This window comes from Sinomonas sp. ASV322, assembly GCF_030908245.1.
Taxonomy (GTDB): domain Bacteria; phylum Actinomycetota; class Actinomycetes; order Actinomycetales; family Micrococcaceae; genus Sinomonas.
In genome coordinates, this window is the sequence record NZ_JAVFJJ010000006.1 from 1 (window position 1) to 14,363 (window position 14,363).

A 14,363-nucleotide genomic window follows, 5' to 3' on the forward strand; every position below is an offset into this window, starting at 1 on the left:
GCTCTGACGGATTGTAGGCGCACGGTTTCAGGTACTCTTTCACTCCCCTCCCGGGGTACTTTTCACCTTTCCCTCACGGTACTGGTCCGCTATCGGTCATCGGGTAGTATTCAGGCTTATCAGGTGGTCCTGACAGATTCACACGGGATTCCTCGGGACCCGTGCTACTCGGGGACACCCGCAAGGGCACGCAGATGGGCGTTGCGGCTACGGGACTCACACCCCCTCCGGCCGGCCGTTCAAGGCCGTTCGCCTACACCCACACGCACCCCGGCACGCCGGCAGGCGCACCAAGCAGGACCCCACAACCCCATGCGCGCAACCCCTGCCGGGTATCGCACGCGCACAGTTTGGCCCTCGTCCGCGTTCGCTCGCCACTACTGACGGAATCACTGTTGTTTTCTCTTCCTGCGGGTACTGAGATGTTTCACTTCCCCGCGTTCCCCCCACGCCGCCTATGCGTTCAGCGGCGGGTCACCGCACATGACATGCGGCAGGGTTTCCCCATTCGGACACCCTGGGATCACAGTCCGGTTATCGACTCCCCCAGGCTTATCGCAGATTCCCACGTCCTTCATCGGCTCCCGATGCCAAGGCATCCACCGTACGCCCTTGAAAACCTCACACCCACAACACGGGCGATGCGATCAAATCAAGGAAAAACCCCTCACCGCCCCACAAAGGGCGGCAAGAGACCATAGAAAAAATTGCACGGGACAGCACCACACCCCACAGCCCCGAAACGGGGCCGAAGGCGGGCACCATCCCTAGATGCTCGCGTCCACTGTACAGTTCTCAAACAACAACCCCCACACCCCCCCACAGCACCCCAAGACAGGGGCGCCCGGCAAGGGCGGCGGGAAACCAGGGACATTGTTGCCCCAGGACCCAACAGCGCACCAACCCCACACCCAGCACACACGCACCCACAAAAGGGCACGCGCCACCAGGCGCAGGGGACCCAGCCACCAGCCCCGCCACACCGTTTCCACCACCCCCACACCACCCCCCGGAAAACCCGGGAAGGCAGAAAAAGGGGCGCGTACTCCAAGCGCACAGGGCCAAAGGCCAGGCCATCCGATCGACGTTCCACCCACGAGCACCCGCCGCACGACGAACGCGCACGAAACGGGCTCCCAAATCCCCCACAGGACGCGGGCCGCCCACAGGGACCGAAACCGGCCCCCGGCAGCCCACCCCGCGGGGAGGGGCTCCTTAGAAAGGAGGTGATCCAGCCGCACCTTCCGGTACGGCTACCTTGTTACGACTTAGTCCCAATCGCCAGTCCCACCTTCGACGGCTCCCCCCACAAGGGTTGGGCCACCGGCTTCGGGTGTTACCGACTTTCGTGACTTGACGGGCGGTGTGTACAAGGCCCGGGAACGTATTCACCGCAGCGTTGCTGATCTGCGATTACTAGCGACTCCGACTTCATGGGGTCGAGTTGCAGACCCCAATCCGAACTGAGACCGGCTTTCTGGGATTGGCTCAGCCTCACAGCATCGCAACCCTTTGTACCGGCCATTGTAGCATGCGTGAAGCCCAAGGCATAAGGGGCATGATGATTTGACGTCGTCCCCACCTTCCTCCGAGTTGACCCCGGCAGTCTCCCATGAGTCCCCACCATCACGTGCTGGCAACATGGAACGAGGGTTGCGCTCGTTGCGGGACTTAACCCAACATCTCACGACACGAGCTGACGACAACCATGCACCACCTGTGAACCGGCCCCGAAGGGAGGACGCATCTCTGCGCCTGTCCGGCCCATGTCAAGCCTTGGTAAGGTTCTTCGCGTTGCATCGAATTAATCCGCATGCTCCGCCGCTTGTGCGGGCCCCCGTCAATTCCTTTGAGTTTTAGCCTTGCGGCCGTACTCCCCAGGCGGGGCACTTAATGCGTTAGCTGCGGCGCGGAGGACGTGGAATGCCCCCCACACCTAGTGCCCAACGTTTACGGCGTGGACTACCAGGGTATCTAATCCTGTTCGCTCCCCACGCTTTCGCTCCTCAGCGTCAGTTACAGCCCAGAGACCTGCCTTCGCCATCGGTGTTCCTCCTGATATCTGCGCATTTCACCGCTACACCAGGAATTCCAGTCTCCCCTACTGCACTCCAGCCTGCCCGTACCCACTGCAGACCCGGGGTTGAGCCCCGGGCTTTCACAGCAGACGCGACAAGCCGCCTACGAGCTCTTTACGCCCAATAATTCCGGATAACGCTCGCGCCCTACGTATTACCGCGGCTGCTGGCACGTAGTTAGCCGGCGCTTCTTCCGCAGGTACCCTCACCGCCGAAACGGCTTGTCCCCTGCCGAAAGGGGTTTACAACCCGAAGGCCGTCATCCCCCACGCGGCGTCGCTGCATCAGGCTTCCGCCCATTGTGCAATATTCCCCACTGCTGCCTCCCGTAGGAGTCTGGGCCGTGTCTCAGTCCCAGTGTGGCCGGTCACCCTCTCAGGCCGGCTACCCGTCGTCGCCTTGGTAGGCCATCACCCCACCAACAAGCTGATAGGCCGCGAGCCCATCCAAGACCGCACAAGGCTTTCCACCCCCCACCATGCGGCAGGAGGCACATATCCGGTATTAGACCCAGCTTCCCAGGCTTATCCCAGAGTCAAGGGCAGGTTGCTCACGTGTTACTCACCCGTTCGCCACTAATCCGCACCCGAAGGCACATCATCGTCCGACTTGCATGTGTTAAGCACGCCGCCAGCGTTCATCCTGAGCCAGGATCAAACTCTCCGTCAAAAACATGTGAAACAGAAGAAAACCAGGACCACCGCGGAAAAACGGGGCCCGGCAATCCGATCCCAGCCGAAAAAACCATCCCAACACACGGGGGTGCATCAGGACAGCAACAATCGGCCATCAAAAAAAATGGCATCGATCGAACATGGCACACTATTGAGTTCTCAAACAACAAGCCCCAACGGAATAACCAGAGTGAATTTCTCTTCTGGCATCGCCCCGCGGAACGAGGTTCTAATTTACCTTCCCAAACGCATCGGCGCAAATCCTCGGTTTGAACCGAGAAGGCCGAATTGGCTAATAGGGAGGATTTCCGTCCCCGCCCTTCGGCGGCGACTCGAAATACAGTACACGCCCAGGGGACAGACAGCAAATCCGCCCAGACTCCCGGGCGTGTCGCTCGGGAGCCTGGGCGGATGAGGTGCTAAGCCCGCCGGGTCAGCCCATGAGGACGGCAGTCGCGAGGCTCTTCTTGCCGCGGCGGACGAGGAAGTATCGGCCATGCAGCGCGAGCTCCGAATCCACCACGGCCTCGGGATCGGTGACCTTGATGTTGTTCACGTACGCGCCGCCCTCCCCCACGGTGCGCCGGGCCGCGGACTTGCTCTCGGACAAGCCCGTGGCGACCAGAAGGTCGACGATGCCGAGCTGATCGGGAGTGACCGCCGCCGTCGTCAATTCGGCGGTCGCCGCCTCAAGCGTGCCCTCGTCGAGGACGCCCAAGTCGCCATTGCCGAACAGGGCGGCCGACGCCGCGATGACCTTTTCTGTCGCATTGACCCCGTGGACCACCGACGTCACCTCGAACGCGAGCCTACGCTGCGCCTCGCGAGCGAAGGGCCGCTCCCTGACCGCGGTCTCGAGCTCCTCGATCTCGGCCCGCGTGAGGAACGTGAAGACTTTGAGCCGGTCGATCACGTCTGCGTCCGCGGTGTTGAGCCAGAACTGGTAGAACGCGTACGGCGAGCACATGGCCGGGTCAAGCCAGATGGCGTTGCCTTCGCTCTTGCCGAACTTCGTCCCGTCCGCATTCGTGATGAGCGGCGTTCCGAGGGCATGCACCACCTTGCCCTCGACCTTGCGGATGAGCTCCGTTCCGCTCGTGAGGTTGCCCCACTGGTCCGAGCCTCCCGTCTGGAGGACACAGCCATAGTCACGGTACAGCTCGAGGTAGTCCATGCCCTGGAGGATCTGGTAGCTGAACTCGGTGTACGAGATGCCCTCGTCCGACGCGAGCCGGGACGCGACCGCATCCTTGCGCAGCATCGTCCCGACGCGGAAGTGCTTGCCGACGTCGCGGAGGAAGTCAATCGCCGAAAGCGGCGCGGTCCAGTCGAGGTTGTTGACCATGCGCGCGGCGTTGTCCCCCTCGAAGCTCAGGAAGCGCTGCACCTGGGCCTTGAGGTAGCCGACCCACTCGGCAACGGTGTCCTTCGTGTTGAGGGTGCGCTCCGCCGTCGGCCGCGGGTCGCCGATGAGGCCCGTCGAACCGCCCACGAGCCCGAGCGGCTTGTGGCCCGCGAGCTGGAGACGGCGCAGGAGCAGGAGCTGGACGAGGTTGCCGAGGTGGAGGCTGGGCGCCGTGGGGTCGAAGCCGCAGTAATACGTGATCGGATCCCCGGCGAGGAGGGCCTCGAGCTCGGCCTCGTCGGTCGAGACGTGCACGAGGCCACGCCACACAAGCTCCTGCCAGATATTCGGGAAGCTCGGATCGTTCTTCTGCGTATCGAGTAGTGTCTGCGGCACGACTTCTACGGTATCAGTCACGCCACGGCCAATTCGGCCTCGATGCCGGCCGGGAGCGGCTCCGACGAAATGAGCCGGAGCCGCTGCGTCGGGCGGGTCATCGCAACGTACAGATCGCCGACACGGCCATGGTGCGAGTCCACGAGCCGGGAGGGCTCGAGGACCACGACGACGTCGAACTCGAGCCCCTTCGCCTCGCGCGGGTCGATCACGACGATGTCCTGGTCGAAGCTGCCCGCGCCTGCCCCGACACGCGCGCCGTACACGCCGCGGAGGGCCGTCCGCGCGGACTCGACGAGCCCGTCGGGCGCGATCACGGCGACGAGGCCGCCGTCGGCCGCTTCGAGCTCTCCCGGCATCGCGGCAACCAAGCGCTCGACGACCCCGCCCGGGGGGACCGTGTCCACGAGGGGCGGCCACTGCCCCTCGCGCACCGCCTTCGGCGCGGAGACCGTGAGGCCCGCCGCGGCGGCCATGCGGGCCGCCGCCTCCGCGATCTGGCTCGGCGTGCGGTAGTTGACCGTGAGCTCCTCGAGCTGCCAGCGATCGCCGAAGAACGGCGTGAGCGCGGCGCCCCACGACGACGCCCCCGCCGAGGCGCTCGTCTGTGCGATGTCGCCGACGATCGTGAACGACTTGAGCGGGCAGCGGCGCACGAGCAGCCGCCACTGCATGTACGAGAGCTCCTGGGCCTCGTCCACGATGATGTGCCCGTACGCCCACGTCCGGTCGCCGACCGCCCGCTCGGCTGCCGTGAGGCGCGCCTCGGGGGCCTGCTGGAAGTCGGCGAGGTCCTCGGCACTCACGACGCCGTCGATCCCCTGCTCACGCAAGGTGCTGTTGAGGTTCGCGAGCGTGCGCTCGGCGTTCTCGAGGTCGCGCCTGCGCTCGGCCTCGCGGCGCGCGGCCTCGGTTCCCCCGCTCGCGTCCGCCTCCCCGAGCAGTTCCGCCGCCTCGTCGAGCAGCGGGACATCGGCCTCGGTCCACGGGGCATCGACCGACCGCACGAGGAGTTCGCGCTCCTCGTCCGTGAGATTCGCCGCGACGGCATCCAGGATCGCCCGCTTCGAGAAGAGCTCCGAGACGAGCTTCTCCGACGTCATCGGCATCCAGCAGAGGTTGAGCGCAACCCTCACGTCCCGCGACTGCCGGACGTCCTCGGCGAGATACGCGCGATCCGCGTTGTTCCCGACGCTCGCGGCCTCGATCTTCGACTGGAGCTGCTCCGTGAGCTCGCGCAAGAGGATCTTGACAAACGTGTTCCGGGCCTCGTTGTACGGCTTGCCGGTCGCGCGCGCCTTGTCGCGCGCACGGCGCACCTGCCGCGGAGTGAGGAGCAGCTTCTGGCCGTCGACGTCGAGGATCCGGTCGCCCGCGGGAATGCGCTGCCGGTTGGCGACCGCGGCCGCGATGACCTCGACCATGCGCTTGCTCCCCTTGAGCTTCGCGATGCGGGCATCGTCTTCGGGCACCGCGCTGATGCCCGGCATGAGCCGGCCGAGGCTCGACATGACAACGCCGGTCTCGCCGAGGGAGGGCAGCACGCGCTCGATGTACTTCATGAAGGACGGCGAAGGGCCCACGAGGAGGACGCCCGCCGACTTGAGGCGGTCCCGATGGCTGTACAGGAGGTAGGCGGCGCGGTGGAGCGCGACGGCGGTCTTGCCCGTGCCGGGCCCGCCCTGCACGACGAGCGCTCCGGGCATGGGGGCCCGGATGATGCGGTCCTGCTCGGCCTGGATCGTGCTCACGATGTCCGCCATGCGACCCGTGCGCTTGGTGTTGAGGGCCGCAAGGAGCGCGCCCTCGCCCTGGTGGTGATGCGCGGCGTCCAGCATGTCGGAGTCGAGGATGTCGTCCTCGATGGCCTTGACATCGCGCCCCTGCAGGATGAGGTGTCGACGGCGTCGCACGCCCTGCCGGTCGAACGCCGTCGCCTGGTAGAAATGGCTCGCCTCGGGGGCCCGCCAATCGACCATGAGGCGCCGGAGGTCGTCCGTGCTGAGGCCAATGCGCCCGATGTACTGTGCTTCGCCGTCGTCCAGATCGAGCCGGCCGAACACGAGCCGGTCCTCGACCGCATCGAGCTGGGCGAGCCGGTCTTCATACATCGCCGCGAAGGCGTCCCGCTCCGAGATGTTCTGCACGGAGCCGATCGCGCCAGCCTTGCGCACCGCCGCGAGCTGACCGCGCTTCTCGTCCCGCAGCTCATCGAGCCGGCGGTAGAGACCCTTCACGTAGTCGCGTTCGTGAGCCAGATCGGCGTCGAGCATCGGCGCATTCCCCTTACTGCAATGACGGACCGTCCATTCTACAGCGATTTGGGTGAACGCGCCGGAAACCGGATTCCGCGGCCTCCTCTAGGTCTCGATGCGCTGGAGCGAGCGGACCCGGTGGCCCCCGAGCGCGGCCCGCCCGTGGAGGCCTGTGAGCTCCAGGACGACGCCGATGCCTGCCACGTGCGCGCCCGTTCGCTCCATGAGGCGCGTCGCCGCGGAGAGCGTGCCTCCGGTGGCTAGGACATCGTCAAGGAGGAGGACACGCGTTCCCCGGGGGATGTCCTCCTCGTGCACCTCGAGCGTCGCCGTCCCGTATTCGAGTGCGTAGTCCTCGGAGATCGTGCGTCGCGGGAGCTTCCCCTTCTTCCGCACTGTGATGACCCCGGTCCCCGTCGCGAACGCGGCGGCGGCCGCGAGGAGGAAGCCGCGGGCCTCGACGCCCGCGACGAGGTCGAACTGACCCGCGAACGGCTCCGTGAGGGCGCGCACGATCGTGTTGAAGCCCTCCGGGTCGGCGAACACCGGCGTGAGGTCCTTGAAGGTGATCCCGGGCTTCGGATAGTCCTCCACAGTGGCGCACAGCCGGTCGAGGATTTCGTCGACTGCAGCCGCTCGAGAGGCGGATTTCCGCGGATCCGAGGGGGTCGATGTGGGACGGGAAGGGGTACTCTCACGGGTCACCATTCCACGTTACCGAATGTTCATGTCCACATGGCCCCGAATCCCATTCCACGCGGGTCAGGCAGGTGCTTCAATATTCCGCATGCATCATACGGTTGCGCTCGCCGGGCACGGCGTCCGCCTGCTGCCGCTTGCACCTCTGCAGGCCGAGCAGCTCTTTCCGCTCATCGACGCCGAGCTCTGGTCAGGCATGGCCGCGCGGCGCCCCGAATGCGTCGAGGAGCTCGCCGGGCTCTTCGTCGCGCGGCTCGACGACCCGGCGGCACTCCCCTTCGCCGTCGCCGACGCGTACACGGGCTCGCTCGCAGGCACGACCGGTCTCTACGAGCTCAGCCCCCAGCATGGGCGAGCCGAGATCGGCGGGACCTTCTTCGGGCGGGCCTATTGGGGTGCGGGCATGAATCCCGCCTCGAAGCTCCTCCTGATGGGCCACGCCTTCGAGGACATCGGCGTGAGCCGCGTGGCCTTCCGCGTGGACACGCGCAACGGCCGCAGCGCGAAGGCGCTCCTCAACCTCGGCGCCGTCTACGAGGGGACACTTCGCGAATACCGCCCGGGCCACGATGGCGTGCGCGTCGACACCGCGATGTTCTCCGTCCTGGGCCACGAGTGGTCCGAGGTGAAGGCACGCTTGCTCGAGCGGCTCGCACCCCGCACCGAGGCTCCGCTCGACGCGGCGTAGACGGCGTCAGAACACAGGTCAGAGCGCAAGATTCGCAAGCACGAGGCACACCGCGGTTCCCGCGGCGATGCTCAGGACGGCGTTGCGCCGCCACACATGGAACGCGATGGTCACCATGACCCCCGCCCCTTCCGGGACTCCGTGCTGGCCGCCCGCGAAATCGATGGTCGCGAGGCCGTAGACGGCGAGGATCGTGACCGCCCCGAGCGGCATCCATCGGCCGAGGTCGTGGAGGAGGGCCGATTCCCTCACGAGCGCCTTCATGCCGAACGGGATCGCCCGCAGGGCAACCGTGATGGCGACGCCGATCGCGAGGGCGGCGGCAATGTAGCCGGCGTCAGGCATTGTGGGCCGCCCGGTTGGTGCCGCGGCAGTGACGGCTGCGGCGGTTCAGGCTGTGGCGGGCGACGAATGCGAGCGAGAGGGCGCTCAGCGCGACGAGAAGCATTGATCCTGGCGTGAGAGCGAGCGCGAGGAGCCCCGCGCCGCCCGCGAGCGCAGCGGTGAGCTTGTCCGGATTCTCACGGAAGGCGTCGATCGTCAGGACGACGAAGAGCGCGGTGAGCAGGAAGCCCATGCCTTTGAGGCCGCCCAGGAGAGTCGCGCCGACGAGGCCGCCCGCGAGTGCCCCGCTCGCCCATGAGGCATGCAGCCCGAGCTGGGTCCAGAGGATCCGCCCGCTCGTGAGGGTGTCGGGGTTCTTGCTGGCGATGAGGGCGAAGGCCTCGTCGCACAGGGCGAACACGCTGTAAGCCTTGCGGAGGCGCCCGCGGACGCGATGCAGCGGGAAGGACAGGCCGTAGAACAGGTGGCGGGCGTTGACGAGGAAGGTCGTCAGGGCGACGGCGGCGAGGGGCGCGCCGGCGGCGAGCATTCCCACGAGGATGAACTCGACCGACCCGGCGAACATCACCGCGGAGATGACGGGGGCGAGCCACCACGGGAACCCGTGGCTCGTGACCAGGACGCCGAATCCGATCCCGAGTGCGAACAGGCCAAGCCAGATGACTCCCGTTTCGCGAGCGGCCACGACCAGGTCCGAGCGCGCTTCGCCAGCTGAATCGTTCATGGAGCAATAATAGGAAAATCATTGAGCAATGGGATTGCTATTTGTTGCTCTTCCTATCCATCTTGAGCAATGATTTACCTATGGATTCGCTTGACCTCGCAATCATCGATCAGCTTCAGCAAGACGGTCGTCTCACCAACCAGGAGCTGGCGGCGAGGGTCGGTCTCACGCCCGCGCCGTGCCTTCGCCGCGTGCGGCGGCTCGAGGCCGAGGGAATCATCACGGGATACACGGCAACGGTCGACCCCGGGGCCCTCGGCCGAGGGTTCGAGGTGATCATCCATGCCGACCTCGTAGCGAAAGACCTCGCCACGGTCGAGGCTTTCGAAGGGCGGGTGGCCGCGATGAGCGAGGTGGCCGAGCTCAGGAGGATGTTCGGGATTCCCGACTACCTCCTCCGGGTCCAAGTGGCCGACGCCGAGGCCTACGAGCGCTGGCTCACGACCCAGATCCTCGGCGACCCCGCGATCGCGAGAGTCGACTCGCGCATCACGATGAAGCTCCTCAAGCTGCGTAGGTGACGGCGCAACCGAGGCGGCGGTCAGCGGACGACGGCGTCTCCCGCAGCCCGCGCCCGAGTCCTCGGCTTCGCGGCGCGGTAGGCGGAAACGCTGGGCTCGCCGGGAAGCCAGAAGCGCCACGGATACTCGGCCGAGCCGCCGGCACCGGCTACGCCCACGCGCGGCCCGTTCAGCACCGACGCGGCGCGCCGGGGCGGGGGCTCGAGCCGGAATTCTCCGCCGTCGAGCGCCGACCCGTTGTGCGCGCGCCCGATCGCGAGCGACTGCGCCAGGCGCGCGGGTCCCCGCGCGAGCTCGGCATCCCTCCGCGCAGAAGGCCGGCGCGAGCGTGCGAGCTCGAGGCCGTCCACGATTTCCCCCGCCCGCAGGAGACACCCGGACGAGCGGCCGGCCGGGCCGCACACCACGTTCGCGCAGAAGTGCATCCCGTAGGTGAAATAGACGTACAGATGACCGGGCGGCCCCCACATGACCTCGTTGCGCGCCGTGCGTCCGTTGTACGAATGCGAACCCGGATCGGCGTGCTCGGAATCTCGGTGGCCGCGGTAGGCCTCGACCTCGGTGAGCCGGACGCTCACGCTGCCCTCCGTCGTCGTATGCGTGAGCACCGCGCCGAGGAGCTCGGGCGCGACGGCGACGGGGTCGCGGAGGAGCCAGTGGACCAGATCAGTCTCATTCATGCGCCGGCGGCACCCGTCACGTGAACGCGAACGCGGACGGCCACGGCCCGATCTCAGGAAGCGCGATCGCCGCCCCCTCCCGTTCCGCGCGCACCGCACCGTGGCCCACGCGCCGTCCCGCGAGCCACGCCGCGACGTCCTCGAGCCGCCCTTCGAAGAGGACGACGTCGTTGCCGTCGCCGAGGCGGACCTCCCCGGCGTGGGTCTCGAACACGAACGTGCTCGACTCGGGCACCCGCGGCTCGAGGAAGTTCAGGAGATGGCGACAGAAATCGGCGCCCCATTCCTGCTGGGTGCAGCCCGTTCCCAAGTCGCTGTGGTGGATCACGAGTTCGCGCCACACGGCGAGGGCGACGTCGCGCACAGCTCCGTTGCGGAAGCGAACGGGCAGCTCCCACTGCTCGGGTTCGAGCGAGTCGAAATCGGCGAGGACCCGATTGAGGGCCGAGCCGACACGCTCACGGTGCTCGTCGGCCGAGGCGTCCGCTCGATCCTCGATCGCCCGGTCGCGGGCTGGCTGGCCGCCGTCATACAGGTCGACCTCCTCGCCCCGCCGCGCGGACTCGACCTGCCGCGCGAGCGCGTCAGCGATGCCCTCGAGATGGGCGAAGATGTGGCCGCGCGACCAGCCCGGAAGTTCGGACGGCTGGCGCACGGACTCATCGGTGAGGCGCTCGAGCTCCGCTCGGACGCCCACCGCTGCGGCGTGGATCTCGCCGAGGAGACGCTCATCGCTGAGGGCGGCTTCAGTTCCCATGCCATCAGGGTAGCCAGTCGCCGCCCTCAGCGATGAGGCGTCAGCCCGCGAAGCTTCGTGCGTCCGCGAGCTGGGCCTTGAGTGCCTCGAGCTGGCGCGCGACGGCCGACGGCGCGGTCCCGCCTTGGGCGCTCCGGCTCGCGAGCGATCCCTCCGTGCTGAGCACCGTGCGCACCTCGGGCGTGAGCGCGGGGCTGATGGCCGCATACTCCTCGTCCGTGAGATCCCAGAGCTCGACGCCTCGCCTTTCGGCCTGGCGCACGGCGGCACCTGAGAGCTCGTGCGCCTCGCGGAACGGCACGCCCTGACGGACGAGCCATTCGGCGATGTCGGTCGCGAGGGCAAAGCCCTGCGGCGCGAGCGACGCCATCCGCTCGGTGTTGAACGTGAGCGTCGCGATCATGCCGGACACGGCCGGGAGCAGGAGCTCGAGCGTGTCCGCCGCGTCGAAGACCGGCTCCTTGTCCTCCTGCAGGTCGCGGTTGTACGCGAGCGGGAGGCCCTTGAGGGTCGCGAGCAGCCCCGCAAGGTCGCCGATGAGGCGGCCCGCCTTGCCGCGCGCGAGCTCGGCCACGTCCGGGTTCTTCTTCTGCGGCATGATCGACGAGCCGGTCGAGAACGCGTCGTCGAGCGTGACGAAGGAGAACTCCTTCGTGGCCCACAGGATGACCTCCTCGCTGATCCGCGAGAGGTCCACGCCGATCATGGCGGAGACGAACGCGAACTCGGCGAAGACGTCACGCGAGGCGGTGCCGTCGATCGAATTGTGCACGGCCGAGGCGAAGCCGAGGTCCGCCGCGACGGCCTCGGGGTCGAGGCCGAGCGACGAGCCCGCGAGCGCGCCCGAGCCGTACGGCGAGACCGCCGCGCGCTTGTCCCAGTCGGCCAGGCGCTGGACGTCGCGCAGGAGGGCCCACGCGTGGGCGAGCAGGTGGTGGCTCAGCAGGACGGGCTGGGCGTGCTGGAGGTGCGTCCGGCCCGGCATGGCAGCGTCCGGGTGGGCCTCGGCCTGGGCCACGAGGGCGTCCACGGTGTCGAGGACGCCGCGCGCCACGAGCCGAGCGTGATCGCGCAGGAACATGCGGCCGAGAGTGGCCACCTGGTCGTTGCGCGAGCGGCCCGCCCGGAGCTTGCCGCCAAGGTGGGCGCCCGCACGCTCGATGAGCCCGCGCTCGAGCGAGCCGTGCACGTCCTCGTCCGTCTCGGCCGGCACATAGGCGCCGGACGCGACGTCCGCGTCGAGCCGGTCGAGGGCGTCGATCATGCCGGCGAGCTCGGCGTCGTCGAGCAGCCCCGCGCGGTGCAGGACCCGCGCGTGGGCGCGGGAGCCCGCGATGTCGTAGCGCGCGAGCCGCCAGTCGAAGTGCGTGGACTTGCTGAGCGCGGCGAGCGCGTCTGCCGGTCCCCCGGCGAAGCGCCCGCCCCACAGCGCGCCTACATTCGTACCTTGGGTCACCGAACCCTACTCCCCCGCGACCCGCTGGTCGCGGCCCGACGCGACCTTCGACGCCATGCCCCAGATGTCGATGAAGCCCTTCGCGCTCGACTGGTCGAACGTATCGCCCGTGTCGTACGTCGCGAGGCTGAAGTCGTAGAGCGACGTGTCCGAGCGGCGGCCGTTGACAATGGCCTGGCCGCCGTGGAGGGTCATGCGGATGTCGCCCGAGACATACTGCTGGCTGTCCTCGATGAAGCCGTCGAGCGCGCGCTTGAGCGGCGAGAACCACTGGCCGTCGTACACGAGCTCGGACCAGCGCTGGCCCACGGTCGCCTTGAAGCGCGCGTGCTCGCGCTCGATCGTGACGTCCTCGAGGTGCTTGTGCGCCGTGATGAGGGCCATCGCGCCGGGAGCCTCGTAGATCTCGCGGCTCTTGATGCCCACGAGCCGGTCCTCGACGACGTCGATGCGGCCCACGCCCTGCGCGCCCGCGCGGCGGTTGAGCTCCTGGATGACCTGGAGCGGGCTCAGCGCCACGCCGTCGAGCGCCGTCGGCACGCCCTGGACGAACGTGATCGTGACCTCATCCGGCGCCGGCGGGAACTCGGGGCTCGCCGTGTAGTCGTAGATGTCCTTCGTCGGCGCGTTCCAGATGTCCTCGAGGTAGCCCGTCTCGACGGCGCGGCCCCACACGTTCTGATCGATCGAGTAGGGGTTCTTCTTCGTCGTGACGATCGGGAGGTGCTTCTCCTCGGCGTACGCGATGGCCTTGTCGCGCGTAAGCGCGAGATCACGGACGGGAGCGATGCACTTGAGGTCCGGGCCGAGCGTCTGGATGCCGACCTCGAAGCGGACCTGGTCGTTGCCCTTGCCCGTGCAGCCGTGCGCCACGGTCGTCGCGCCGAACTCGCGCGCGGCCTTGACGAGGTGCTTGACGATGACGGGGCGAGAGATCGCCGAGACGAGCGGGTAGTGGCCCTGGTACAGGCCGTTTGCCTTGAGGGTCGGCACGCAGTACTCGTTCGCGAACTCGTCGCGCGCGTCCGCGACGTAGGCCTCGACGGCGCCGCAGCCGAGGGCGCGCTGGCGCACGGTCTCGAGGCTCTCCCCGCCCTGCCCGACGTCGACGGCGACGGCGATGACCTCGGCTCCGGTGGCGTCGGCGATCCAGCCGATCGCGACGGAGGTGTCGAGGCCGCCCGAGTAGGCGAGGACGATGCGATCCTTCACGGTGTTCTCCTTGCAGATGTCGTGGGAGGTGACGAATTGTTATTCAGAAGTCTACATAACTATGCAGCAGGTTTAGATCGCGGCTTCGCACGCGGTTCTCGCGACGCCAAGCTCGACGTCCCACCCCTCGCTGTTGCCGTCGAACGCCGCCCGGCGCTCCGCGTCGCTCCCGGGCAGCGACGCGAAGCCTGTCTCGACGACGCGGAGGGTCGTGCCGCCGTCGCGCGGATCGACGAAGAACTCCACCAGGGTCGTTCCCGCGCCCTCGCCGACCCACCTGAAGGCCGCGTGGCGCGGCGCGTCCAGCTCCACGGCCCGGAACCCGAAGTCGCCGTGGACCGGGTCCCGCACGAGGCTCACGTCGCCGTCGTGCGTGATCTCGTGGGAGCGGTAGGCGCCGTCGTTGATGAACCACCCGGGTTCCGAGACGAACTCCCAGACGCGGTCGGCGGGAGCGGCGATGTCGATGGACTTGTCGATGCGGTCAAAGGCAGACATGTCGGTAACAGCCATGTCCCCATCGTGCCGGTCGC

At 67.6% G+C, this 14,363-nt stretch carries 12 protein-coding genes and 2 rRNA genes; 2 read left to right on the plus strand and 12 right to left on the minus strand.

Annotation, left to right across the window (positions count from 1 at the left end):
• The 5 genes from RBS12_RS09905 to RBS12_RS09925 all read right to left on the minus strand — a co-directional run.
• Positions 1-626, minus strand: a 23S ribosomal RNA gene (locus RBS12_RS09905); the annotation flags it as partial.
• A 593-nt stretch (positions 627-1,219) separates the two neighbouring features.
• A 16S ribosomal RNA gene (locus tag RBS12_RS09910) occupies positions 1,220-2,747 on the minus strand.
• 438 nt (positions 2,748-3,185) lie between these two features.
• Positions 3,186-4,493: a tyrosine--tRNA ligase gene (gene tyrS / locus RBS12_RS09915; RefSeq protein ID WP_307965933.1), complete on the minus strand. Its 1,308-nt coding sequence runs from the start codon at positions 4,491-4,493 to the stop codon at positions 3,186-3,188.
• A gap of 17 nt (positions 4,494-4,510) precedes the next feature.
• Positions 4,511-6,766: a UvrD-helicase domain-containing protein gene (locus RBS12_RS09920; protein ID WP_307965934.1), complete on the minus strand. Its 2,256-nt coding sequence runs from the start codon at positions 6,764-6,766 to the stop codon at positions 4,511-4,513.
• An 87-nt stretch (positions 6,767-6,853) separates the two neighbouring features.
• Positions 6,854-7,366: an adenine phosphoribosyltransferase gene (locus RBS12_RS09925; protein ID WP_373886507.1), complete on the minus strand. Its 513-nt coding sequence runs from the start codon at positions 7,364-7,366 to the stop codon at positions 6,854-6,856.
• Between the two features lie 169 nt (positions 7,367-7,535).
• Here RBS12_RS09925 and RBS12_RS09930 point away from each other — a divergent pair, with 169 nt between their 5' ends.
• The gene (locus RBS12_RS09930) at positions 7,536-8,135 is read left to right on the plus strand and encodes a GNAT family protein (RefSeq protein ID WP_307965936.1); all 600 of its coding nucleotides are present in this window, start codon (positions 7,536-7,538) and stop codon (positions 8,133-8,135) included.
• Between the two features lie 18 nt (positions 8,136-8,153).
• Here RBS12_RS09930 and RBS12_RS09935 read toward each other — a convergent pair whose 3' ends face one another.
• Both RBS12_RS09935 and RBS12_RS09940 read right to left on the minus strand, forming a co-directional pair.
• The gene (locus RBS12_RS09935) at positions 8,154-8,480 is read right to left on the minus strand and encodes an AzlD domain-containing protein (RefSeq protein WP_307965938.1); all 327 of its coding nucleotides are present in this window, start codon (positions 8,478-8,480) and stop codon (positions 8,154-8,156) included.
• Entirely contained in the window at positions 8,473-9,204 is a 732-nt protein-coding gene (locus tag RBS12_RS09940; protein ID WP_307965939.1) for an AzlC family ABC transporter permease, read from the minus strand. The genes RBS12_RS09935 and RBS12_RS09940 overlap by 8 nt, the downstream gene beginning before the upstream one ends.
• Before the next feature lie 80 nt (positions 9,205-9,284).
• On the opposite strand from RBS12_RS09940, the gene RBS12_RS09945 reads away from it, so the two are divergent.
• On the plus strand, positions 9,285-9,725 hold the full coding sequence (locus RBS12_RS09945; RefSeq protein ID WP_307965941.1) for an Lrp/AsnC family transcriptional regulator: 441 nt from the start codon (positions 9,285-9,287) through the stop codon (positions 9,723-9,725).
• Between the two features lie 20 nt (positions 9,726-9,745).
• On the opposite strand, the gene RBS12_RS09950 is transcribed toward RBS12_RS09945, so the two are convergent.
• From RBS12_RS09950 to RBS12_RS09970, 5 genes are all read right to left on the minus strand, one after another.
• Positions 9,746-10,405, minus strand: coding sequence for a DNA-3-methyladenine glycosylase (locus tag RBS12_RS09950; protein WP_307965942.1), 660 nt, complete (start codon positions 10,403-10,405; stop codon positions 9,746-9,748).
• Positions 10,406-10,421: 16 nt separating this feature from the next.
• Complete coding sequence (locus RBS12_RS09955; protein WP_307965943.1) at positions 10,422-11,162, minus strand: maleylpyruvate isomerase family mycothiol-dependent enzyme; 741 nt, start codon at positions 11,160-11,162, stop codon at positions 10,422-10,424.
• Positions 11,163-11,202: 40 nt separating this feature from the next.
• Complete coding sequence (argH, locus tag RBS12_RS09960; RefSeq protein ID WP_307965944.1) at positions 11,203-12,618, minus strand: argininosuccinate lyase; 1,416 nt, start codon at positions 12,616-12,618, stop codon at positions 11,203-11,205.
• Between the two features lie 6 nt (positions 12,619-12,624).
• Positions 12,625-13,830 (minus strand): argininosuccinate synthase, encoded by a 1,206-nt coding sequence (locus RBS12_RS09965; protein ID WP_307965945.1) that lies wholly within the window; start codon positions 13,828-13,830, stop codon positions 12,625-12,627.
• A gap of 72 nt (positions 13,831-13,902) precedes the next feature.
• Entirely contained in the window at positions 13,903-14,343 is a 441-nt protein-coding gene (locus RBS12_RS09970) for an SRPBCC family protein (RefSeq protein WP_307965946.1), read from the minus strand.
• Positions 14,344-14,363: the final 20 nt, after the last annotated feature.